Origin of the sequence: Marinobacter sp. DS40M6, from assembly GCF_028581595.1 — a bacterium.
GTDB classification, from domain to species: domain Bacteria; phylum Pseudomonadota; class Gammaproteobacteria; order Pseudomonadales; family Oleiphilaceae; genus Marinobacter; species Marinobacter salarius.
In genome coordinates this window covers 42,387-65,589 of the sequence record NZ_JAFCAE010000006.1, presented here as the reverse complement: position 1 = coordinate 65,589, position 23,203 = coordinate 42,387, and the positions used below count along the sequence as shown (strand labels likewise).

General features: G+C 56.1%; 18 protein-coding genes. 15 read left to right on the top strand and 3 right to left on the bottom strand.

The genetic code is table 11. The annotated features are described in order from the left end of the window. Positions 1 to 8 precede the first annotated feature (8 nt). Complete coding sequence (gene fadA / locus JJO78_RS15805) at positions 9 to 1,184, top strand: acetyl-CoA C-acyltransferase FadA (protein WP_036208088.1); 1,176 nt, start codon at positions 9 to 11, stop codon at positions 1,182 to 1,184. A gap of 247 nt (positions 1,185 to 1,431) precedes the next feature. Next, positions 1,432 to 4,068, top strand: a complete 2,637-nt coding sequence (topA, locus tag JJO78_RS15800) for a type I DNA topoisomerase (protein ID WP_228210705.1) — start codon at positions 1,432 to 1,434, stop codon at positions 4,066 to 4,068. A gap of 61 nt (positions 4,069 to 4,129) precedes the next feature. Here topA and JJO78_RS15795 read toward each other — a convergent pair whose 3' ends face one another. Together JJO78_RS15795 and gltA are read right to left on the bottom strand one after the other, a co-directional pair. Next, positions 4,130 to 5,056 carry an NAD(P)-dependent oxidoreductase gene (locus tag JJO78_RS15795; protein ID WP_410174115.1) on the bottom strand — a complete coding sequence of 309 codons (927 nt, stop codon included), beginning with the start codon at positions 5,054 to 5,056 and terminating at the stop codon, positions 4,130 to 4,132. A 66-nt stretch (positions 5,057 to 5,122) separates the two neighbouring features. Continuing rightward, the gene (gltA, locus tag JJO78_RS15790; RefSeq protein WP_036208079.1) at positions 5,123 to 6,397 is read right to left on the bottom strand and encodes a citrate synthase; all 1,275 of its coding nucleotides are present in this window, start codon (positions 6,395 to 6,397) and stop codon (positions 5,123 to 5,125) included. Positions 6,398 to 6,855: 458 nt separating this feature from the next. On the opposite strand from gltA, the gene sdhC reads away from it, so the two are divergent. The 13 genes from sdhC (at position 6,856) to rluB (ending at position 22,099) form a co-directional block, all read left to right on the top strand. Continuing rightward, positions 6,856 to 7,230 carry a succinate dehydrogenase, cytochrome b556 subunit gene (gene sdhC, locus JJO78_RS15785; protein WP_036208076.1) on the top strand — a complete coding sequence of 125 codons (375 nt, stop codon included), beginning with the start codon at positions 6,856 to 6,858 and terminating at the stop codon, positions 7,228 to 7,230. After that, entirely contained in the window at positions 7,224 to 7,568 is a 345-nt protein-coding gene (gene sdhD / locus JJO78_RS15780) for a succinate dehydrogenase, hydrophobic membrane anchor protein (RefSeq protein WP_036208073.1), read from the top strand. The genes sdhC and sdhD overlap by 7 nt, the downstream gene beginning before the upstream one ends. Positions 7,569 to 7,571: 3 nt before the next feature. Then, positions 7,572 to 9,344 carry a succinate dehydrogenase flavoprotein subunit gene (gene sdhA / locus JJO78_RS15775; protein WP_199447923.1) on the top strand — a complete coding sequence of 591 codons (1,773 nt, stop codon included), beginning with the start codon at positions 7,572 to 7,574 and terminating at the stop codon, positions 9,342 to 9,344. A gap of 13 nt (positions 9,345 to 9,357) precedes the next feature. Further along, the gene (locus JJO78_RS15770) at positions 9,358 to 10,062 is read left to right on the top strand and encodes a succinate dehydrogenase iron-sulfur subunit (RefSeq protein ID WP_036208067.1); all 705 of its coding nucleotides are present in this window, start codon (positions 9,358 to 9,360) and stop codon (positions 10,060 to 10,062) included. Positions 10,063 to 10,369: 307 nt separating this feature from the next. Further along, positions 10,370 to 13,207 carry a 2-oxoglutarate dehydrogenase E1 component gene (locus JJO78_RS15765; protein WP_036208482.1) on the top strand — a complete coding sequence of 946 codons (2,838 nt, stop codon included), beginning with the start codon at positions 10,370 to 10,372 and terminating at the stop codon, positions 13,205 to 13,207. Between the two features lie 25 nt (positions 13,208 to 13,232). Continuing rightward, complete coding sequence (gene odhB, locus JJO78_RS15760; RefSeq protein ID WP_091642055.1) at positions 13,233 to 14,483, top strand: 2-oxoglutarate dehydrogenase complex dihydrolipoyllysine-residue succinyltransferase; 1,251 nt, start codon at positions 13,233 to 13,235, stop codon at positions 14,481 to 14,483. A 35-nt stretch (positions 14,484 to 14,518) separates the two neighbouring features. Continuing rightward, positions 14,519 to 15,958, top strand: coding sequence for a dihydrolipoyl dehydrogenase (gene lpdA / locus JJO78_RS15755; RefSeq protein ID WP_036208061.1), 1,440 nt, complete (start codon positions 14,519 to 14,521; stop codon positions 15,956 to 15,958). Between the two features lie 175 nt (positions 15,959 to 16,133). Continuing rightward, positions 16,134 to 17,300 (top strand): ADP-forming succinate--CoA ligase subunit beta, encoded by a 1,167-nt coding sequence (gene sucC, locus JJO78_RS15750; protein ID WP_085680833.1) that lies wholly within the window; start codon positions 16,134 to 16,136, stop codon positions 17,298 to 17,300. Continuing rightward, positions 17,300 to 18,172: a succinate--CoA ligase subunit alpha gene (sucD, locus tag JJO78_RS15745; protein ID WP_036208055.1), complete on the top strand. Its 873-nt coding sequence runs from the start codon at positions 17,300 to 17,302 to the stop codon at positions 18,170 to 18,172. The genes sucC and sucD overlap by 1 nt, the downstream gene beginning before the upstream one ends. 179 nt (positions 18,173 to 18,351) lie before the next feature. After that, on the top strand, positions 18,352 to 19,566 hold the full coding sequence (locus JJO78_RS15740) for a tryptophan--tRNA ligase (RefSeq protein ID WP_174447630.1): 1,215 nt from the start codon (positions 18,352 to 18,354) through the stop codon (positions 19,564 to 19,566). A gap of 29 nt (positions 19,567 to 19,595) precedes the next feature. Continuing rightward, a complete protein-coding gene (locus JJO78_RS15735) occupies positions 19,596 to 20,429 on the top strand; it encodes a segregation and condensation protein A (protein ID WP_269399990.1) in 834 nt (277 codons plus the stop codon). After that, a complete protein-coding gene (gene scpB, locus JJO78_RS15730) occupies positions 20,426 to 21,088 on the top strand; it encodes an SMC-Scp complex subunit ScpB (RefSeq protein WP_041333225.1) in 663 nt (220 codons plus the stop codon). The genes JJO78_RS15735 and scpB overlap by 4 nt, the downstream gene beginning before the upstream one ends. Positions 21,089 to 21,124: 36 nt before the next feature. Further along, on the top strand, positions 21,125 to 22,099 hold the full coding sequence (gene rluB, locus JJO78_RS15725) for a 23S rRNA pseudouridine(2605) synthase RluB (protein WP_041333228.1): 975 nt from the start codon (positions 21,125 to 21,127) through the stop codon (positions 22,097 to 22,099). Here rluB and JJO78_RS15720 read toward each other — a convergent pair whose 3' ends face one another. Further along, complete coding sequence (locus tag JJO78_RS15720) at positions 22,100 to 23,029, bottom strand: GGDEF domain-containing protein (protein WP_036208043.1); 930 nt, start codon at positions 23,027 to 23,029, stop codon at positions 22,100 to 22,102. It lies immediately after the preceding gene. Positions 23,030 to 23,203: the final 174 nt, after the last annotated feature.

The following is a 23,203-nucleotide window of genomic DNA, read 5'->3' as shown; positions in this document are numbered from 1 at the left end:
AAAGATCTATGAGCCTTAATCCGAGAGACGTTGTCGTCGTCGATTGCGTGCGGACTCCGATGGGGCGTGCCAAAAACGGCTGCTTCCGCAATGTTCGTGCGGAGACCCTGTCGGCTGCGCTTATCGAAGCACTGTTTGAGCGCAACCCGAAGCTCGACCCGAAAGAAGTTGAAGATGTGATCTGGGGCTGTGTAAACCAGACCAAAGAGCAGGGCTTCAACGTGGCGCGTCAGATTTCATTGCTGACCCGCATCCCTCATGAGTCTGCTGCGCAGACCGTGAACCGTCTGTGTGGTTCTGCCATGAGCGCGATCCACACCGCCGCCCAGGCGATCCAGACTGGCAACGGCGATGTGTTCTTCGTGGGTGGTGTTGAGCACATGGGTCACATTCCCATGACCGACGGTTTTGACCACAACCCGGCTGCGTCCAAGTACTCTGCCAAAGCGTCCAATATGATGGGCCTGACCGCAGAAATGCTCGCCAAGATGCACGGCATCACCCGTGAGCAGCAGGACGAGTTTGGCGCACGTTCACATCGCCTGGCGCATGAAGCCACTCAGGAAGGCCGCTTCAAGAACGAAATCGTTCCGATTGAAGGTCATGACGAGAACGGCTTTAAAGTGCTGATCGAGGAAGACGAGACCATTCGTCCCGAAACCACCGCTGAATCGCTGGGTCAGCTGAAGCCAGCGTTCGATCCGAAAAACGGTACAGTGACTGCAGGTACGTCCTCGCAGCTGACTGACGGTGCCGCAGCCATGGTGCTGATGTCCGCAGAGCGTGCTGAAGCTTTGGGCCTGAAGCCGGTTGCCAGGATTCGCAGCATGGCTGTTGCCGGTTGTGATCCCGCGATCATGGGTTACGGCCCGGTTCCGGCCACCAAGAAGGCGTTGAAGCGCGCAGGCCTGAAAGTCGAAGATATCGACTTCTGGGAACTGAACGAAGCCTTTGCGGGTCAGTCCCTGCCGGTCCTGAAAGACCTGAAGCTGTTGGGTGTAATGGAAGAGAAAGTAAACCTGAATGGTGGCGCGATTGCCCTTGGGCATCCGCTGGGTTGTTCCGGTGCACGTATCTCTACAACCCTGCTGAATGTCATGCAGGCCAAAGGCGGTAAGCTTGGTGTTTCCACCATGTGTATCGGCCTGGGGCAGGGCATTGCAACGGTATGGGAGCGTCTCTGATTCATTGAGCAGAATCAGTAACGCTGTCTCAGGAGGCCCGGCAAACGCCGGGCTTTCCTGTCTCTGACTGGAGAAAAAGGCGCCTGGAAATAAAAGAATGGGTTGTCTTGCTTTTCTTGACCCTGTAAAACAATGCACCTATACACTTGTGGCGGCTATGGACTGTTTTCTAGCCGACTGATTTTACAGCGAGTTTCCGGTTTGCTGATTTTTTAACCGATTATCGCCAAGGACACAGATCTCCGATATGGGTAAAAGCCTCGTTATTGTCGAGTCGCCAGCGAAAGCGAAGACCATCAACAAATACCTGGGGTCTGACTTCATTGTGAAGTCCAGCGTCGGGCACATTCGCGACCTTCCGGTCAGCGGTAGCGGCTCAACGTCAGATCCGAAAGAACGTGCCAGGCAGGCCGCGTTGACCCGCAAGATGAGCCCGGAAGAGAAGGTGGTTCACAAGAAACGGAAGTCCAGGGAGCAACTGGTTGCCCGCATGGGGGTAGATCCTGACCAGGACTGGAGCGCCCGATACGAGATACTGCCCGGCAAGGAAAAGGTTGTCAGCGAACTCAAGCGGTTGGCAAAGTCCGCCGATCATATCTATCTCGCGACGGATTTGGACCGTGAAGGGGAGGCGATCGCCTGGCACCTCCAGCAGACCATTGGGGGCGAACCCGAAAAATATCGCCGCGTGGTGTTCAATGAGATAACCAAGCGCGCAATCCAGGAGGCCTTCAAGGATCCGGGGAATCTCGATAACAACCGCGTTAACGCGCAGCAGGCGCGTCGATTCCTCGACCGGGTCGTCGGCTATATGGTATCGCCATTGCTGTGGGCCAAGATAGCACGCGGCCTTTCGGCCGGTCGGGTTCAGTCGGTTGCAGTCCGGCTTATCGTCGAACGCGAAAGGGAAATCCGCAAGTTCATTCCCGAAGAGTTTTGGCAGTTGCATGCTGACCTGGCTTCGAAGCAGGCCGAGCAGCCCGTTCGTTTTGAAGTGACCCGATACGACGATAAAGCCTATCGTCCAGTCAGTGAGAAACAGAGTGTCGAACATGTTGACCGCCTGAAAGATGGCACGTTCAAGGTGGCCAAACGAGAGGACAAGCCGACGCGCTCACGTCCCTCCGCCCCCTTTATTACGTCCACGCTGCAGCAGGCGGCCAGCAACCGGATGGGGTTCAGCGTCAAGAAAACCATGATGCTGGCCCAGCGCCTTTATGAAGCCGGCTTCATTACCTACATGCGTACCGACTCGACCAACCTGAGCCAGGACGCCGTGAGCGGTTGCCGCGAATTTGTCAAAAAGCAGTTCGGTGATAAATTCCTGCCGGAGAAACCAAGGGTATACGGTAGCAAAGAGGGCGCCCAGGAGGCCCACGAGGCCATCCGTCCGACCGATGTGAGTCGTAGGCCAGCCGATATAAGCGGCCTGGAGAAAGATGCTGAGAAGCTCTACGACCTGATCTGGCGCCAGTTTATTGCCTGCCAGATGGCTGATGCTGAATTCCTGAGCACGTCCATTGTGGTTGCCAACGGTGATTACGAGCTTCGTACGCGGGGGCGGATCATCAAGTTTGAGGGTTTCCTCAAAGTGGCGCCCCAGTCGGCCAAGAAAGATGAAGATATCGCGCTTCCTGACATCAAGGTTGACGAAACCCTGGCACTGAAGAAGCTCGATCCCAGCCAGCATTTCACCAAGCCGTCGCCGCGCTATACCGAGGCGAGCCTGGTCAAGGAGCTGGAGAAGCAGGGTATTGGGCGGCCATCCACCTACGCATCGATTATCTCCACCATTCAGGATCGCGGCTACGTCCGTTTGCAGAATCGCCGCTTCTACGCTGAAAAAATGGGCGAGATCGTCACCGAACGGTTGTCGGAATCCTTTCCGAACCTGATGGACTTTGACTTCACCGCCAAAATGGAAGGGGAGCTGGATGACATCGCCGGTGGCGAGGTGGACTGGAAAAAGGTGCTCAATGATTTCTATGGTCGTTTCCGTCAGCAACTGGAAACCGCCGAGAGTGGCGAAGACGGAAGCATGCGGGCGAATACCCCGACCGAGACCGACATTCCGTGCCCCACCTGTAGCCGCCCCATGCAGATCCGCGTGGCCAGTACCGGCGTTTTCCTGGGATGCTCAGGGTACTCCCTGCCGCCTAAAGAACGGTGCAAAACGACCATCAACCTGGTGTCCGGTGACGAGGTTGTCAGTGCGGACGAAGATGTCGATGGCGAAGGTGAAACCCGTCTGCTCCGCAAGAAGCGGCGTTGCCCGAAATGCGGAACGGCCATGGACAGTTACCTGGTGGACGAAGGTCGCAAACTCCATGTGTGCGGTAACAACCCGGATTGTTCCGGCTATGAAGTGGAGAAGGGTACGTTCCGAATCAAGGGTTATGAAGGTCCAACCCTGGAGTGCGACAAGTGCGGCTCCGAAATGCAGCTTAAAACCGGGCGTTTTGGGAAATACTTCGGCTGTACCAATACCGAATGCAAGAACACACGCAAGCTGCTGAAAAGCGGCGAGCCTGCGCCTCCCAAGATGGATCCGGTGCCGATGCCTGAGCTGCAGTGCCAGAAGGTTGAAGACACCTATGTGCTGCGTGATGGCGCTTCCGGATTGTTCCTGGCTGCCAGCAAGTTTCCCAAAAATCGGGAGACGCGTCCGCCACTGGTTATGGAGATCAAACCTCACCGCAAGGAAATTGATCCCAAGTACGGTTACTTGATGGATGCTCCGGAGCGTGACCCGGAAGGTAATCCGACGGTTATCCGTTACAGCCGGAAGAGCAAGGAGCAGTATGTGATGTCGGAAAAGGACGGCAAAGCGACAGGCTGGTCTGCGTGGTTTGTGAACGGCAAATGGCAGCCGAAAGAGAAGTGACTATAGGATGACTGGCAGGTTGGGCTCGACACCTATCCTGCCAGTTGTTTGAAAGCGAACCTCAGGGTTTCTTGCGTAGCCGTTGTATCAGTGAAGACGTATCCCAGCGGCTTCCCCCCATCTGCTGAACATCTCCATAGAACTGGTCAACGAGTGCGGCGACCGGAATCCTTGAGCCGTTTTTTCGCGCCTCTTCGAGGCAGATTGCCAGATCCTTGCGCATCCAGTTGACAGCGAAGCCGTGCTCGAACTCCCCATCAATCATGGTGCCTGAGCGATTTTCCATCTGCCACGATTGAGCTGCTCCTTTTGAGATCACGTCGACGACCTTGCGGACATCCAGTTCCGCCTGTTCGGCAAAGTGAAGGGCTTCCGAGAGGCCCTGAACCAGTCCGGCGATGGCGATCTGGTTGACCATCTTCGTCTTCTGGCCGCTGCCGATCGGTCCCATGTGGTTCAGGGCTTTGGCGTAATGCTCCATCAGCGGTTTCGCTTGCGAAAAAGGGTCGGCCTCCCCGCCACACATAATGGTAAGCTGGCCGTTTTCCGCACCCTGCTGACCACCGGATACCGGGGCGTCAATGAACTCAAGGTTGCGGGCGCTGGCAAGCTGGCCCAGTTGCTCTGCAATGCCTGCCGAAGCAGTTGTATGGTCGACCAGCACGGCGCCGGGCTTGGCGTTGGCAATGATGCCCTCAGGGCCTTCATAGACTTTTTCCAGATCTATATCGGCACCCACACAGGTAAATACGAAGTCTGCGTCAGCAACGGCGGCGGCGATAGAGTCGCAGGCCTTGCCTTTATATTGGCTCGCCCAGCTCTCTGCTTTGGCGTGAGTGCGGTTCCATACCTGGACTGTAAGGCCGGCGTTTGCCAGGTGGCCTGCCATTGGATAGCCCATTACGCCGAGACCGATAAATGCGGCAGTTACGTTCATCACTGTTTCTCCAGACGTGGTTGGTGTTAGCGCGAAGTAGGCATCAATCATTGCAGAATGTGAGGGCACAAAAAAGGCCGCTGATGCAGCGGCCTTTCGATTTCGGCTATCCGGGAGCTACTTCTTGGGGTAGCTTCTTGCTTCGGAGCCTGTGTAGAGCTGTCGCGGCCGGCCAATGCGGTAGTCGCCGCTGACCATTTCGTTCCAGTGTGAGAACCAGCCAATGGTCCGCGAAAGGGCGAATATAACCGTAAACATGGACGTCGGAATGCCGATGGCCTTGAGGATCAGGCCGGAGTAGAAGTCCACGTTCGGGTAGAGTTTGCGCTGGACGAAATACTCGTCTTCAAGGGCAATCTTCTCGAGACGCTGTGCGATCTTCAGGAGAGGGTCGTTCTCCAGGCCGAGCTCAGTCAGAACTTCATGCGCAGTTTCGGCCATTACCTTGGCGCGCGGGTCAAAGTTCTTGTAGACCCGGTGACCAAAGCCCATCAGGCGGAATGGGTCGTCCTTGTCCTTCGCCTTGGCGATGAATTTCTCGATGTTGGACTCGTCCCCGATTTCCGCGAGCATGTCCAGAACTGCTTCGTTGGCGCCGCCGTGTGCAGGACCCCACAGCGCTGCAATACCGGAGGCAATACACGCGTAGGGGTTGGCGCCGGTTGAGCCGGCCAGGCGAACGGTTGAGGTGGACGCGTTCTGTTCGTGATCGGCATGCAGGATGAAAATCTTGTCCATCGCCTTGGCGAGGATCGGGTTTGGCTTGTATTCCTCACAGGGAACACCAAACATCATCTGCAGGAAATTCTCAGAATAGGTCAGGTCGTTGCGGGGATACATGAACGGCTGACCAATGCTGTACTTGTAACACCAGGCCGCAATGGTCGGCATTTTGGCGATCAGTCGGTGAGCAGTGATTTCACGCTGCTCGACGTTGGTGACATCCATCTGGTCGTGATAGAAAGCCGACAGGGCTCCAACGACGCCGCACATAATGGCCATCGGATGCGCATCACGGCGGAAACCCTGGAAGAAGTTGCGCATCTGGTCGTGCAACATCGTGTGGTTTTTGATGGTGTCGTGGAAGCGCTTGTTCTCTTCCGCTGTCGGAAGCTCGCCGTTAAGCAGGAGGTAGCAGACTTCCAGGTAGTCGGAGTTTTCTGCCAATTCCTCGATTGGGTAGCCTCGGTGCAGGAGAACGCCCTTGGCTCCGTCGATGTAGGTGATCTGGGATTCGCAGGCTGCGGTGGATACAAATCCAGGGTCGTACGTAAAGACGCCTTCCTGGACGAGGCTTCTCACGTCAATGACGTCAGGGCCGACGGTGCCTGAGTAAACCGGTAGCTCAATGGACTTGTCACCCACCGAAAGCGTGGCTTTCCTGTCGGTCATGGTGCTCTCCTATTTATCAGCATTTGGAAGCGCTAGAAGGCGCGTATTATCGCAAAACTGGCGGCAAAATATAGGGCGTTGGCTTTTTTTGTCAATGGAAGAGGCAATAAAACCCATTATTTGACGCCTGCTGTAAATCAGGGAAATCCGGAATACGGCTGCTTTCGAGGTTTAATTGATTTTGTCAATCCTCTTTATAGCGAGTCCCAGGGCCTGATTTAACGGGCCCTGACAGAGTTGCGCGTTTGTAATTGAAAAGGGTACTCCTTATAATCCGTAGCCCGGAATCGGGGATATAACAGGCCGCAGCGTCAGATATCAAAAGAGCGCATGCCGGTTTTTCTCCCTCCTGAACATATCGTGTGCCGGATCCGTTCAGCATACCGATCCTTACATACCAACCATCCGCATCCGGTTTTTTCCGGCCCCGCGGAACCAAGAGAGAGTGTGAGAGCGCTGTGAATAGCAAACGACCAGTAAATCTCGATCTCGGCAAGTTTCATTTTCCGCTGCCAGCCATCACGTCCATACTGCATCGCGTCAGTGGCATCATCATTTTTGTGGGTGTTGCTTTCATGTTGTACGGGCTTCAGCTTTCCCTTTCCGGGGAAGAAGGCTTCAGTCGGGTTAGTGGCTTGCTGGACAGCTTCCTTGCGAAGCTGATTACCTGGGGCATTCTGTCTGCCTTGCTGTACCACCTGGTTGCGGGTATCAAGCACCTGCTGATGGATATGGGCATCGGCGAAGAGCTGGAAAGTGGCCGGCTCGCGGCGAAAGCCACAGTCGTCATCTCCGTTATTCTCATCCTTCTGGCAGGAGTCTGGGTATGGTAAACAGCGTCACGAATCTCGGACGTAGCGGTGTTTTCGACTGGATGATCCAGCGTGTTACCGCCTACGTGCTTGCTCTGTATACAGTTTTTCTTTTCGGGTTCATCCTGACCACTGACGTTAATTACGACAGCTGGTCGGCGCTTTTCGACCAGACCTGGTTCCGCATCTTCACCCTGCTTGCACTGCTCTCAATCGGCGCGCACGCCTGGGTTGGGCTCTGGACAGTGACAACGGATTACATCAAGGCGACCCTGCCGCGCTTCCTGGTACAGGCACTTTGCGGTCTGGCCATGTTCGTGTATTTGGTCTGGGGCATTCAGATTCTTTGGGGGCTTTAATTAATGGCTAATATCAAGACCATGTCTTATGACGCGATTGTTATCGGTGGCGGCGGTGCCGGTATGCGTGCCGCCCTTCAGCTGACAGAATCCGGCGTCAATACCGCATGTATCACCAAGGTATTTCCGACCCGTTCCCACACTGTATCTGCCCAGGGCGGTATTACCTGCGCCATCGCCAGTGCCGACCCCAATGATGACTGGCGCTGGCACATGTACGACACCGTCAAGGGTTCCGACTATATCGGTGACCAGGACGCGATTGAGTACATGTGTTCCGTGGGCCCCCAGGCTGTGTTCGAGCTGGAACACATGGGGCTGCCGTTCTCCCGTACCGAGCAGGGCCGTATTTATCAGCGTCCGTTTGGTGGTCAGTCCAAGGGGCCGGACAATCCTGCCCAGGCGGCGCGTACCTGTGCTGCTGCGGACCGTACCGGTCACGCGCTCCTGCACACGCTCTATCAGGCGAACCTCAAGGGCGGAACCACCTTCCTGAACGAGTGGTACGCCGTTGATCTGGTGAAGAACAGTAAAAACGAAGTGGTTGGTGTCGTCGCCATCGAAATCGAGACTGGCGAAGTGGCTTACATCAAGTCCAAGGCAACCGTTCTTGCCACTGGCGGTGCAGGTCGTATCTACGCCTCCACCACCAACGCCCTGATCAATACCGGCGACGGTATTGGTATGGCGCTCCGTGCCGGTTTCCCGATGCAGGACATGGAGATGTGGCAGTTCCACCCCACGGGCATTCATGGCGCCGGTACTCTGGTAACAGAAGGTTGTCGAGGTGAGGGCGGTTACCTGATCAATTCCGAGGGTGAACGTTTCATGGAGCGTTACGCTCCGAACGCCAAAGACCTGGCTGGTCGCGACGTGGTTGCCCGCTCCATGGTGATTGAGATCCTGGAAGGCCGTGGATGCGGTCCGGACAAGGATCACGTTCTATTGAAGCTGGACCACCTTGGTGAAGAAACACTGAACCTGCGCCTGCCGGGTATTTGTGAGCTTTCACGCACCTTTGCGCACGTGGACCCGGTTAAAGAGCCGGTGCCGGTTGTGCCAACCTGTCACTACATGATGGGCGGGATTCCCACCAACGTAGGTGGTCAGGCCCTGACTCAGGATGAAAACGGCAATGACACGCCTATTCCCGGGTTGTTTGCCTGCGGTGAAGCAGCTTGTGTATCCGTTCATGGTGCCAACCGTCTTGGCGGTAACTCCCTGCTGGATCTGGTCGTCTTCGGCCGTGCTGCTGGCTTGCACATTGAAGAGCAGCTTCGTGGCGGCTTTGAGGTGGACGGCGCCAGTGAGGAAGACATCAAGAACGCGATGGCGCGCCTTGATCGCCTGAACAGCGCCTCGGAAGGCGAGAGCGTTGCCGAAGTGCGCAAGGATCTGCAGAACTGCATGCAGCTTTACTTCGGTGTGTTCCGTGACGGCAAGAGCATGGAAGAAGGTCTTGAGAAGCTGGAAGCGATTGGTAAGCGCGTACGCAATACCAGGCTCGCGGATACCAGCAATGCCTTCAACACCGCGCGTATCGAAGCCCTTGAGCTTGATAACCTTTATGAAGTTGCACTTGCAACGGCTGTTTCAGCCTACGAGCGCAAGGAAAGTCGCGGTGCTCATGCCCGTAACGACTTTACTGAGCGTGATGATGAAAACTGGCTGAAGCATTCGCTGTACTTCCCGCTGGACAAGCGTGTTGGAAAGCGTGATGTAAACTTCGCTCCGAAAACGGTGGATACATTCCAGCCGAAGATCCGGACTTACTAAGGGGGATTGTGCAATGTTAGTAAGCCTGTACCGCTACAACCCGGAAACCGACAATGCGCCCTATATGCAGGACGTAGAGCTGGATATACCGGAAGGAAAGGACCTGATGGTTCTGGATGTCCTTAACCTGGTCAAGGAGCAAGACCCCTCAATGGCCTATCGCCGTTCCTGTCGGGAAGGCGTCTGTGGGTCCGATGGTATGAACATGAATGGCAAGAACGGTCTTGCCTGCATCACGCCGCTGTCGGAAGTGCTCAAGAACAACAAGCTGGTTGTTCGCCCACTTCCGGGCCTGCCGGTGATTCGTGACCTGGTTGTGGACATGAGCCTGTTCTACAAGCAGTACGAGAAGGTTATGCCGTACCTGGTCAACGACAATCCGGCGCCCGCCATTGAGCGTTACCAGTCACCGGAAGACCGGGAAAAGCTGGACGGCCTGTACGAGTGTATTCTCTGTGCCTGCTGTTCCACGGCTTGCCCCTCATTCTGGTGGAATCCGGACAAGTTCGTTGGCCCGGCCGGATTGCTGCAAGCCTACCGGTTCCTGGCCGACAGCCGGGATACTGCACAGGAGGAGCGTCTTGCCAATCTGGATGATCCGTTCAGCGTATTCCGCTGTCGGGGCATCATGAACTGTGTCAGCGTTTGTCCGAAAGGCCTTAACCCAACACGGGCGATCGGCCACATTCGGAACCTTCTGCTTCAGCGGGCGACGTAAGCAGAATCTGAAACAAACGCTATACTGTGCTGACAAGGCTCGCACCCGGAAGGGCCCGCAACGACGCGGGCCCTTCAACCAAAGGCTTATAGTCAAAAGTCTTAGCAGGGTGCACACTACGCAGGCCGTCACGGGAGCTTAAAAGGTTCCTGACGGATTGCTGAGTATAATAACCACCGGGGAACGGAAAACATCCTTGTTGGATGTGGTGGCCAAAGTCGATCCCGTAAAAACCCGTATTGACTCAGATATACCCCTGGCCGACCATAGCCAGCTCCCCGCACCAGCCCAAGGTGAGCTATTCAAAATGCACGAAAGCATAATGGAGCAGTTGTGGCAGACTTCCCACCTACAAGGAGGGAATCTCGCCTATGTTGAACAGCTTTTCGAAACCTACCTGACAGACCCCAATGCCGTTCCCGAAGAATGGCGCAGCTATTTCGATAAACTTCCCAGTGTGGATGGCTACAAAGGCCGTGATATAGATCATTCGTCCATCCGCCAGCAGTTTGAACACATATCCCGTAACCAGCGCTTTCTAGCCAGCAGCGGCGTACCTGCCAGTGCAACGGTTGATGCCGACAAAAAGCAGATCCGTGTCCTCCAGTTGATCAATGCCTTCCGTTTTCGTGGCCACCAGGAAGCAAAGCTGGATCCCCTCGGTGTATGGAACCGTCCACAGGTTGAAGATCTCGATCCATCCTTTCACGAACTATCGGAAGCGGACTACGACCTCGAGTTTCAGACCGGCTCGCTGAACTTTGGCTCCGAGACAATGAAGCTTCGGGACATCGTTGGTGGTCTTCGGCAGACGTACTGTGAAAGCATCGGTGCGGAATATATGCACGTTGTGGACACTCGTATCAAACGCTGGTTCCAGCAACGCATGGAGCCGGTACGCTCGCGTCCCAACTACGAGTCTGGAACCCGTAAGCATTTGCTGGAACGGTTAACCGCAGCGGAAGGCCTCGAAAAGTATCTGGGTTCCCGCTATCCGGGCGTAAAACGGTTTGGGCTTGAAGGTGGCGAGAGCCTGATTCCCTGTCTGGATGAGCTGATCCAGCGGGCAGGCAGCTACGGCGCGAAGGAAATCGTGTTGGGCATGGCCCACCGGGGCAGGTTGAATGTTCTGGTTAATACACTCGGCAAGAACCCGAAAGAACTGTTTGACGAGTTTGAAGGCAAGAAACTCGCTGATTCCGGTTCTGGTGACGTTAAATACCATCAGGGTTTCTCTTCCAACGTGATGACCGAAGGTGGCGAAATCCACCTTGCGCTGGCGTTTAACCCGTCGCACCTTGAGATCGTGTCTCCGGTGGTTGAAGGCTCAGTCCGTGCCCGCCAGACCCGGCGCAACGACCCTAACGGCACCCAGTGTGTGCCCATCATCATGCACGGTGACGCAGCGTTCGCCGGGCAGGGTGTGGTTATGGAAACCTTCCAGATGTCCCAGACCCGGGGCTATGGTGTTGGCGGTACTATTCATATCGTCATCAACAACCAGGTCGGTTTTACCACCAGCAAGCAGGAAGATGCCCGTTCCACGGAATACTGCACCGATGTGGCCAAGATGATTCAGGCCCCGATCCTGCACGTGAACGCGGACGATCCCGAGGCGGTCATGTTCGTGACCCAGATGGCCATGGATTACCGCCACGAGTTCAAGAACGATGTGGTGATCGATCTGGTGTGCTATCGCCGCCGCGGACACAATGAGGCAGATGAGCCGGCCGCAACACAGCCGGTGATGTACGAAAAGATTCGCAAGCTGACAACCACCCGCAACCTCTATGCGGAAAAACTGGTTGCTGACGGTGTGATCACTGAGGACGAAGCCAAACAGATCGAACTGGACTACCGGGACGAGTTGGATAAGGGCGACCACGTGGTCAAGTCCCTGGTCAAGGAGCCCAACAAGGATCTGTATGTCGACTGGACGCCGTACCTGGGGCATGAGTGGACTGCCAAGTGCAAATCCAGTGTCGCCCTCAAGACGATCCAGAAACTGGGTAAGAAACTGACTCACGTGCCGGAAGGCTTCAGTGTTCAACGCCAGGTGTCCAAGATTGTCAGCGACCGGGAAAAAATGACCGCCGGCGCGCTACCGATCAACTGGGGCTACGGTGAAGTGATGGCCTACGCCACGCTTCTGAACGAAGGGCACCCCATCCGGATTACCGGCCAGGACGTTGGTCGCGGCACCTTCTCTCACCGCCACGCGGTACTGCACAACCAGAAGGACGGTGCCCACCATATTGCGCTGGAGCACATTGCCGAGAACCAGCCGAAGTTTGAAATCTACGACTCACTGCTCTCAGAAGAGGCGGTGATGGCGTTCGAGTATGGTTATTCCACCACGGCGCCCAATGGTCTTGTGGTCTGGGAAGCCCAGTTTGGTGACTTCGCCAATGGCGCCCAGGTGGTGATTGACCAGTTCCTGACCAGTGGTGAGCACAAGTGGGGGCGTCTGTGCGGCCTCACGCTGCTGTTGCCTCATGGCTATGAAGGCCAGGGTCCGGAGCACAGTTCGGCAAGGTTGGAGCGTTTCCTGCAGTTGTCCGCGGAACACAACATCCAGGTTTGCGTGCCAACCACGCCATCCCAGGTGTTCCACATGCTGCGTCGTCAGGTCAAGCGTCCGCTGCGTAAACCTTTGGTTGCGATTACGCCAAAGAGCCTGTTGCGTCATAAGGAAGCTACCTCGGAACTGGACGACCTGACATCGGGTACCTTCAAGACGGTACTGCCGGAGAAAGAACCCTCCGACCCGAAAAAGGTCACTCGTCTGATTCTGTGCAGCGGTAAGGTCTACTTCGACCTGTTGGAGCGCAAGAAAGCGGACGAGCGGGATGACGTTGCTATTGTTCGTATCGAACAGCTATACCCATTCCCGGGTGACGATCTGGACGAGCTCCTGAGCCAGCACAGCAAGCTCAAGCACGTGGTCTGGTGCCAGGAAGAGCCCATGAACCAGGGGGCCTGGTATTGCAGCCAGCATCATATGCGTAATGCGCTGCATCGTCATAATCCCAAGCTGTATCTTCAGTATGCCGGTCGTGACGCCTCCGCTGCTCCGGCTTGTGGCCATATGTCGGTTCACATTGAAGAGCAGAAAAAACTGGTTAACGACGCGTTTGAAATCTGACGAGCTACCGAACTAAGGATCCGAGATGTCAACTGAAATAAAAGCCCCCGTATTCCCAGAGTCGGTCGCAGAAGGGACAGTCGCGACCTGGCATAAGCAGCCTGGCGAAGCCTGTTCACGTGACGAACTGATTGTCGATATTGAAACCGACAAGGTCGTACTCGAGGTGGTAGCTCCGGCGGATGGTGTTATCGAGGAAGTACTCAAGGGCGAAGGCGACACCGTAGAAAGTGGTGAAGTCGTCGGTAAGTTCAAGGAAGGCGCGGCTGGTGATTCCAAGCCTGCAGCCAAAGATGACAGCAAGAAAGAAGAAAGTAAGCCCGAAGCGACTTCGGAAAAGTCCTCCGAAGCACCAGCCAGGTCATCTGGCGAAGCCATCCTCAGCCCGGCAGCGCGGAAGCTGGCGGAAGAGAATAGCGTTGATCCAGACGCCGTCGAAGGTACCGGAAAAGACGGTCGTGTAACAAAAGAAGATGTTCAAAATCATATAGATGCTGGTAAATCTTCAGGGTCTTCTTCAACTCCTGCATCGAAGCCGGCCGGCGATATGCCGCAGGTGGATGTTGGTTCCGGCGAGCGTCCGGAGAAGCGGGTTCCCATGACGCGTCTGCGTGCCAGTATCGCGAAACGACTGGTCAATGCTCAGCAGACCGCGGCCATGCTCACCACGTTCAACGAAGTGAACATGGGGCCGGTCATGGAGCTGCGCAAGCAATACAAGGAAAGCTTCGAGAAGCGCCATGGGGTCAAGCTCGGTTTCATGTCCTTCTTTACCAAGGCAGCGACCGAAGCGCTGAAACGCTTCCCTGCGGTTAACGCCTCCATCGACGGTAACGACATGGTTTACCATGGTTACCAGGATATCGGTATTGCTGTGTCAAGTGATCGCGGCCTCGTTGTGCCTGTGGTTCGTGACACCGACGCGCTCGGCCTGGCCGACATTGAGAAGAAGATCGTCGAGTACGGAACCAAGGCCAAAGACGGCAAGCTCGGTATCGAGGATATGACCGGTGGCACCTTTACCATCACCAACGGTGGTATCTTCGGTTCACTGATCTCCACGCCGATCCTTAACCCGCCACAGACGGCCATTCTGGGTATGCACAAGATCCAGGAGCGTCCGATGGCAGTGAACGGCAAGGTCGAGATTCAGCCGATGATGTATCTGGCGCTTTCCTACGACCACCGCATGATCGATGGCAAGGAAGCAGTGCAGTTCCTGGTGGCTATCAAGGAAATGCTTGAAGACCCAGCGCGCATTCTGCTGGACGTCTGAGCTGACACTTAACGAATTGGAAAACGGGATAAAACATGTCTGACAAGTACGACGTAATCGTCATTGGCGCTGGCCCGGGCGGCTATGTTGCCGCCATCAAAGCGGCTCAGCTGGGCCTGAAAACCGCGTGCATCGAGTCCTGGACCGATAAAGAAGGCAAGAACCGTCTAGGCGGTACCTGCCTGAATGTGGGCTGCATTCCATCCAAGGCGTTGCTGGAGATTTCCCATAAATATGAGGAAGCCAGCCACGATTTTGCCGAGCAGGGCATTATCGCCAAGGAAGTCGGCTTCGACATCGCCAAGATGATGAAGCGCAAAGAAGGCATCGTGGACCAGTTGACCGGTGGCATCGGCGGCCTGTTCAAGTCTAATGGCGTTACACCGATCTATGGCCACGGGAAACTGTTGGCCAACCGTAACGTGGAAGTGACCGACAAGGATGGCAAGAAAAAAACCTACGAGGCGGAGAACGTGATTATCGCCACGGGTTCACGTCCCATCCAGATTCCACCTGCGCCGTTCGATGGCACGCACATCGTGGACTCTGAGGGCGCTCTGGAATTCACTGAGGTTCCCAAGCGTCTCGGCGTTATCGGGGCAGGTGTTATCGGTCTCGAACTGGGCAGCGTATGGGCTCGCCTGGGGGCAGAGGTAACCGTACTTGAAGCGGTTGACACCTTCCTGCCAGTCGTTGACCAGCAGGTTGCCAAGGATGCACTGAAACAGTTCCAGAAGCAGGGGCTTAACGTTGTGCTGGGCGCACGTATGACCGGTGCGGAAGTCAAGCGCAAACTGGTTAATGTGACCTATGAAGATTCGAAGGGTAAGCAGGAAGCCAAGTTTGACAAGCTGATCGTCGCCGTTGGCCGTCGCCCATATACCGATAACCTGCTGTCTGAAGACTCCGGTGTTAAGTTGGACGAACGCGGTTTCATCTTCGTGGATGACAACTGCAAAACCGAAGCGCCCGGTGTCTGGGCGGTTGGTGACGTGGTTCGTGGTCCGATGCTGGCCCACAAGGCGTCCGAAGAAGGCGTTATGGTTGCTGAGCGTATTGCCGGGCACAAGCCGCAGGTTAACTACGACTGCATCCCGAACGTGATCTACACGTCGCCGGAAGTTGCCTGGGTCGGGAAGACCGAGCAGGAGATGAAAGCGGAAGGTGAGGAGTACAATGTGGGTACTTTCCCATTCGCCGCCAATGGTCGAGCCATGGCAGCGAATGCGGCGTCCGGCATGGTCAAGATCATCGCCGACGCGAAAACCGACCGTATTGTCGGTTTCCACGTGGTGGGTCCCCAGGCCTCTGAAATCGTTGCTCAGGGCGTCATCGCCATGGAGTTTGGTTCCAGTGCCGAAGATCTCGCCCTGACCTGTTTTGCACATCCGACTCTGTCCGAGTCCGTGCATGAAGCGGCTCTGGGTGTTGCCGGCGGAGCGATTCACATCGCCAACCGTCGCAAAAAGAAGTAACGCGAGCCAGGAAACAGGGGCGCCAATGACGGCGCCCCGCTGCTATTAAAACGGCTGGTTTTCGGTCGCGTTAAGGATGCGCTGAGGTGATCCCCGGCGCATCAAACCGAATTCGCACTGCGCGGGTTCAATTTCCGTATGTGGTTATCCTCCATCAGAAAGCGGGACATTAACTATGAATTTGCATGAATATCAGGGCAAACAGCTTTTCGCTGAATATGGCCTGCCAGTATCCAAGGGCATTGCCTGCGATACCCCCAAAGACGCAGTGGCCGCTGCTGACGAAATCGGCGGCGACGCCTGGGTAGTAAAAGCTCAGGTTCACGCTGGTGGCCGCGGCAAGGCCGGCGGTGTAAAACTGGTCAAGAGCAAGGACGATATCCGCGCCTTCGCTGAGAACTGGCTTGGCAAGAATCTGGTGACCTACCAGACCGACGAAAACGGCCAGCCAGTCAGCAAGATTCTTGTTGAGTCCCTTACCGATATCGACCAGGAACTCTACCTGGGCGCGGTTGTTGATCGCGGTACTCGTCGTATCGTGTTCATGGCTTCCACCGAAGGTGGTGTTGAAATCGAAAAGGTTGCCGAAGAAACTCCTGAGAAAATTCTCAAGGCCGAAGTCGACCCGCTGGTTGGCGCACAGCCATACCAGGGCCGTGAGCTGGCGTTCAAGCTCGGTCTGGAAGGCAAGCAGATTGGTCAGTTCACCAAGATTTTCCTGGGCCTGGCGAAACTGTTCGAGGAGTGCGATCTGGCGCTGGTTGAGATTAACCCGCTGGTTATCACTCCAGCCGGTGACCTGCACTGCCTGGACGCCAAGATTGGCGTTGATGGTAACGCGCTGTACCGTCAGAAGAAGATCCACGAGATGCACGATCCCTCCCAGGAAGATTCCCGGGAAGCGGAAGCTGCCAAGTGGGAGCTCAACTACGTGGCGCTGGATGGCAACATCGGCTGCATGGTAAATGGCGCTGGATTGGCCATGGGTACCATGGACATCATCAAGCTGTCCGGTGGCCAGCCTGCGAACTTCCTGGACGTTGGCGGCGGTGCCACCAAGGAACGTGTTTCCGAAGCGTTCAAGATCATCCTGTCTGACGACAACGTGAAAGCGGTACTGGTCAATATCTTCGGCGGCATTGTTCGCTGTGACATGATTGCCGAAGGCATCATCGGCGCCGTAAAAGATGTTGGCGTCAAGGTTCCTGTGGTTGTGCGTCTGGAAGGCAACAACGCCGAGAAGGGCACTAAAGTACTCGCTGACAGTGGCCTGAACATCATTGCCGCCACCAGTCTGTCGAATGCGGCAGAGCAAGTCGTTAAAGCCGCGGGGGGTAAATAATGAGCATCCTGATCAACAAAGACACCAAGGTTATCTGCCAGGGCTTTACCGGCGCACAGGGTACGTTCCACTCTGAGCAGGCCATCGAATATGGCACCAAAATGGTTGGTGGCGTAAGCCCCGGTAAGGGCGGCACCGAACACCTGGGCCTGCCGGTGTTCAACACCGTGCGTGAAGCGGTCGAGAAGACGGGCGCCGAAGCCACCGTAATCTATGTTCCTGCGCCGTTCTGTAAAGACGCCATCGTTGAAGCCGCTGACGCTGGTATCCAACTGATCGTCTGCATCACCGAAGGCATCCCGACCATCGACATGCTCTATGCGAAAGAGTACGTCGATCGCAAGGGTGTTCGCATGATCGGGCCGAACTGCCCGGGTGTGATCACGCCAGGCGAGAGCAAAATCGGTATCATGCCGGGCCACATCCACAAGCCGGGCAAAGTGGGCATCGTGTCCCGCTCTGGTACCCTGACGTACGAAGCGGTCAAGCAAACCACCGACTTCGGTTACGGCCAGTCTACCTGCGTTGGCATCGGTGGTGACCCGATTCCGGGCTCCAACTTCATCGATATCCTGCAGCTGCTACAGGACGATCCGCAGACAGAAGCCATCGTGATGATCGGCGAGATCGGCGGAACCGCTGAGGAAGAAGCGGCTGCGTTCATCAAGGACAACGTCAGCAAGCCGGTGGTGTCTTACATCGCGGGTGTGACGGCGCCTCCTGGTAAGCGTATGGGCCACGCCGGTGCGATTATCTCCGGTGGTAAGGGTACGGCGGATGAGAAATTCGCGGCTCTGAACGACGCCGGTGTCAAAACTGTGCGCAGCCTGGCTGAAATCGGCAAGGCGCTGAAGGAAGTGACTGGCTGGTAAACTACCGCCGGTGAATGAAAGCCCCCGGGTCTGTTTTGCGGACTGCCGGGGGCTTTTTGTTTTCTGGCGTCAGCGCAGGTTTTTCAATGCCTTCTTAACGCGGGCCACACATAAGACTATAATGCCCGGTCAGCCTGCAATATGATGGCTGTTCCCTATAAATAAAAGGAGTTCATGCTTTGAGTTCTGTCGATTCCCAGCAACGGATTTTGTCCGGCATGCGTCCCACCGGCAAGTTGCACCTCGGCCATTATCACGGTGTTCTGAAGAACTGGGTGAAACTCCAGCATGAATTCGAATGCTTCTTCTTCGTTGCCGACTGGCACGCGTTAACCACCAACTATGATGATCCCAGCGGCATTGAGGATAGCGTCTGGGATATGGTGATCGACTGGCTCGCGGCAGGCGTCAATCCCGGGTCCTCAACGATGTTCATCCAGTCCAAGGTGCCGGAACACGCGGAGCTTCATCTTTTACTGTCGATGATTACCCCATTGGGCTGGCTTGAGCGTGTACCCACGTACAAGGATCAGCAGGAAAAACTCCGCGAGAAAGACCTGGCTACCTACGGCTTTCTCGGCTATCCGCTGCTGCAGAGCGCGGACATTCTGATGTATCGGGCCGGTCGGGTACCCGTGGGTGCAGACCAGGTGTCCCACGTGGAAATCACGCGCGAAGTCGCTCGCCGCTTCAATCACATCTACGGCCGTGAGCCGGGATTTGAAGAGCAGGCAGAGGGCGCCATCGTCAAGATGGGCAAGAAAAACGCAAAGCTTTACCGCACCCTGAAGAAGCGTTACCAGGAAGAGGGCGATATGGAAGCCCTGGAAACGGCGCGGGCATTGCTTAAGGAGCAGCAGAACATCTCCCTGGGCGATCGTGAGCGGCTGTACGGTTATATCGAAGGTGGCGGTAAGGTGATCCTTCCAGAGCCCCAGCCCCTGTTGACTCCGGAATCGAAGATGCCAGGACTGGACGGCCAGAAAATGTCCAAGTCCTACAACAACTATATCGGTTTGCGCGAAGAGCCTGACAGCGTCGCCCAGAAAATCCGCACCATGCAGACCGACCCCCAGCGGGTACGGCGTACCGATCCGGGCGAACCGGAGAAGTGTCCGGTTTGGGGGCTTCATCAGGTTTATTCCGATGCGGATACCCAGGAATGGGTGCAAACCGGCTGCCGCTCGGCGGGCATTGGTTGCCTGGAATGCAAGAAGCCGCTGATTGACTCGATTATTGAAGAGCAGCGGCCCCTGCATGAACGTGCTCGTGAATATGAAGGCAATCCGGACCTGGTTCACGCCATTATTGAAGAAGGCTGCGAGCATGCCAGGGATGCCGCGAGGGATACCCTTGAGGAAGTTCGGACAGCCATGGGCCTGAACTACCGCTGAGCCCCGACGCTGACAATTCCGGAGAGACCATGACAGAGGACACCACAGGCAATACGACGGCGGATGAGGGGGCTGAGGCGCCCGTTGAGCAGGCGCCACTTGCCCGTGTCTCCGGTAAGCCGGTGGTTGATCTGCCTCGTGACCTGTATATACCTCCCGATGCTCTTGCGGTCTTCCTTGAGGCCTTTGAGGGGCCATTGGATCTGTTGCTGTATCTGATCCGACGTCAGAACATGGACATCCTCGACATTGATGTCAGTGAGATTACCAAGCAGTACATGGATTACATCGGCGCCGTTGAAGCCATGCGGTTCGAGCTGGCCGCAGAGTATCTGGTTATGGCAGCGACCCTGGCGGAGATAAAATCCAGGATGCTGCTGCCGCGACAGGAATCCGAGGACGAAGAGGACATCGATCCGCGAGCGGAGCTGATACGCAGGCTCCAGCAGTATGAGCGCTTCAAGCAGGCCGCGGAAGATATTGACGACTTGCCACGGCTTGAACGGGACAATTTCGTTGCCTCTGCAGCGTTGCCCCGGATGCCTTCCAGTCAGCCCCATCCGGACGTGGAACTGCGGGAAATACTGTTTGCGTTGCAGGGCGTGCTCAAGCGTGCAGACCTGTTTACCAGCCACCACGTGGAGAGGGAGCGTTTATCCACCCGTGAACGTATGTCGGCAATATTGTCGGTCCTGCGGGATGACCAGTTCGTGACATTCGAAAGTCTGTTCACTCCAGAGGAGGGACGATTGGGGGTCGTGGTGAGTTTTCTGGCGACCCTGGAACTGGTCAAGGAGCAATTGATCGAAGTGGTCCAGGCCGAGGTGCTGGGGCCGATCCATGTCAGGGCGAGAGCGGTATGAACGAGGACAATCTCCGGAAAATACAGGCCATAACCGAAGCTGCATTGCTGGCAGCGGGAAAACCCTTATCGGTCGACCAGTTACGGGATCTTTTCGAAGAAGGTGAGCGCCCGGCCCGTCAGATAATGGAGCATGTACTGGTCTTGCTGGAGCAGTCTTGCCAGGGGCGGGGATTCGAGCTGAAGAAAACCGCCAGTGGTTACCGTCTTCAGGTGCGGGAAGAGTTTGCTCCGTGGGTGGGGCGTTTATTCGAAGAAAAGCCCCAGAGGTACTCCCGAGCACTGCTGGAGACGTTGGCGCTGGTTGCCTATCGCCAGCCCATAACCCGCGGTGAGATTGAGGATATTCGGGGCGTCACCGTCAGCAGCAACATTGTCCGTACGCTGCTTGAGCGGGAGTGGGTGAGGGTAGTCGGGCACCGCGACGTGCCGGGTAGGCCTGCTATGTATGCCACCACCCGTCAGTTTCTGGACTATTTCAATCTGGAAGGTCTGGACCAGATGCCGCCCTTGTCAGAAATCCGGGATCTGGAAGAGATCGGTCGGGAAATCGAAAAGAACATGCAGGCCGAGATCGAATTTGAATCTCCGGCCCGGAATACTGGTGACGATGGGGATGACTCAAATCCCGATAACGCGCCAGGACAAACACTTCACTGATGCCACCGGCGTCAGTCACTCTTTAAGGATAGATCCATGGCGGCCAATCGCCCCAGAAAACCCGAACAGCGGCAGCCGGATGAAACCACCGTTTCCGGCCCGGAGCGCATACAGAAGCTACTGGCACGAGCCGGTGTGGGATCGCGTCGGGAAGTCGAGTCCTGGATCGAAGCCGGTCGCCTGAGCATCAATGGGAATCCGGTTGAGCCGGGGCAGAAAGTCACGGTTGATGATCGCATTGAGCTGGATGGCAAGCGCCTGGACATTGCGGCCGGGGCCGAGGTGGTCAGGCGTGTACTCATCTACAACAAACCGGAAGGTGAGGTTACCACGCGACGCGACCCGGAAGGACGACCGACGGTATTCGACAGTCTTCCCCGGCTCCGCGATCACCGTTGGATTGCCATTGGGCGACTCGACATCAATACCACCGGTCTGGTGCTGTTCACCACCGACGGGGAACTTGCCAACCGTCTGATGCATCCGTCGCGCCAGATTGATCGAGAGTACGCGGTCAGGGTATTTGGCGAAGTGGATGAGGCGATGATCAAAAGATTGTCTGAGGGCGTGCTGCTCGACGACGGTATGGCGAAGTTTTCGGACATCAGCGAGGCCGGAGGAAAGGGAATCAACCAATGGTTCCATGTGACGCTTCTGGAAGGCCGTAATCGTGAAGTACGCAGGCTTTGGGAATCCCAGGGTGTGAGGGTCAGCCGCTTGAAGCGTGTGCGCTACGGGCCGATTTTCCTGCCAAGCCGCCTGACGGTTGGTAAGTGGGAAGAGCTGGATCAGAAAGCCGTGGATTCGCTGAGCAAAGCCGTCGATTTGAAGCCTGTGGACATTCCGGCCAAGACGCCGTCTGAGCAAAAGACCCTTGATCGTAAGCGTCGTAAGCAGGCCGGGGCAGGTCCGCGTAAATCAGGCGGCGCGCGATGGCAGGTTGATAGTACTGGCCCGTCGACGGGCCGGAAGTCATCAGGCAAGCCACCGGCAAAGTCTGGAAAACGCTGATCAGTTGCTGATAGCGGCGAAAACCCGTGTGCAATTGCGGCCATGGGCTTTCGCCCGATACAACGCTTCGTCGGCGCGGGCGAGCCACTGGTCGGCGGTCTCGTCTGCCAGTCTCATGGCTACGCCGCAGCTCGCTGTAACCGTTACATTGGTATCCCCGCAGTTCACCACAATGGTGTTGATGAATTCGCGAATACGGTCGCCAACGTCACGAGCGTTCGCCTCGTCGGTATGGGCCAGCAGGATGGCGAACTCTTCCCCACCAAAGCGGTACACACTGTCGGAGTTTCTGACAGCCTTCTCGAGTTCGGCGGCCGCCAGTTTCAGCATGTGATCACCCACGACATGGCCGTACTGGTCATTCACCTGCTTGAAATGATCCAGATCGCACAGGATCAGTGAATACTGCTCTCCATGCCTGTCGCCAAGACAACTGGCACGGGACAGCGCCTCGTCCATAGCACGCTTGTTGGGAACACCGGTCAGGCAATCCGTCAGTGACGCCTGTTCGATGGCAATAAACTGGCAGGCATTGCGAATGGGGCAGATGGTGGCCGCAAGCATCAGCTCTATGCCTTCGAGCTCCTGTTCCGTGAATTTCTGTCGACGGCTGAGAGAGAGCGTGCCATAGAAACCGCCTTCGAGATTGAGCCGATAATCACAGCTGTGGGGGCCGCCTTTGCCAGTCACATAGACAAAATCCCTTGAACCGATGGTATGCCGATAAGTCAGGCAGTCGTAAGGAACTACGCTGGCGATCTCTTCAGCCAGAATCGCCAGTTGGGTTTCCAGGCTGAGTGTCGTGGACAGTCTTCGGGTCAGCCTTGTGAGCACATCCGGAGATTCATTCCAGTCGCGATGCGCCTGTCTCAGGGCCGCGAGTTTTTGAGGTTGTGGTCCAGACTTGTTGATCGACGGAATCTGTTTCACTTAAAGCTGCCTGTAAAGGTATTTTCTCTGGTTAAGCATAATTGGGGCCAAAAATAAATTAGTGCCCAATAACAGTCAGATATAGCGATTTTGTTCTCGATTTTCCAAGGATTAAAACAGACTTGATGGCGAGCACGTCAAATTTCCGGCATACGTTTGCCGGCATGACCAGAT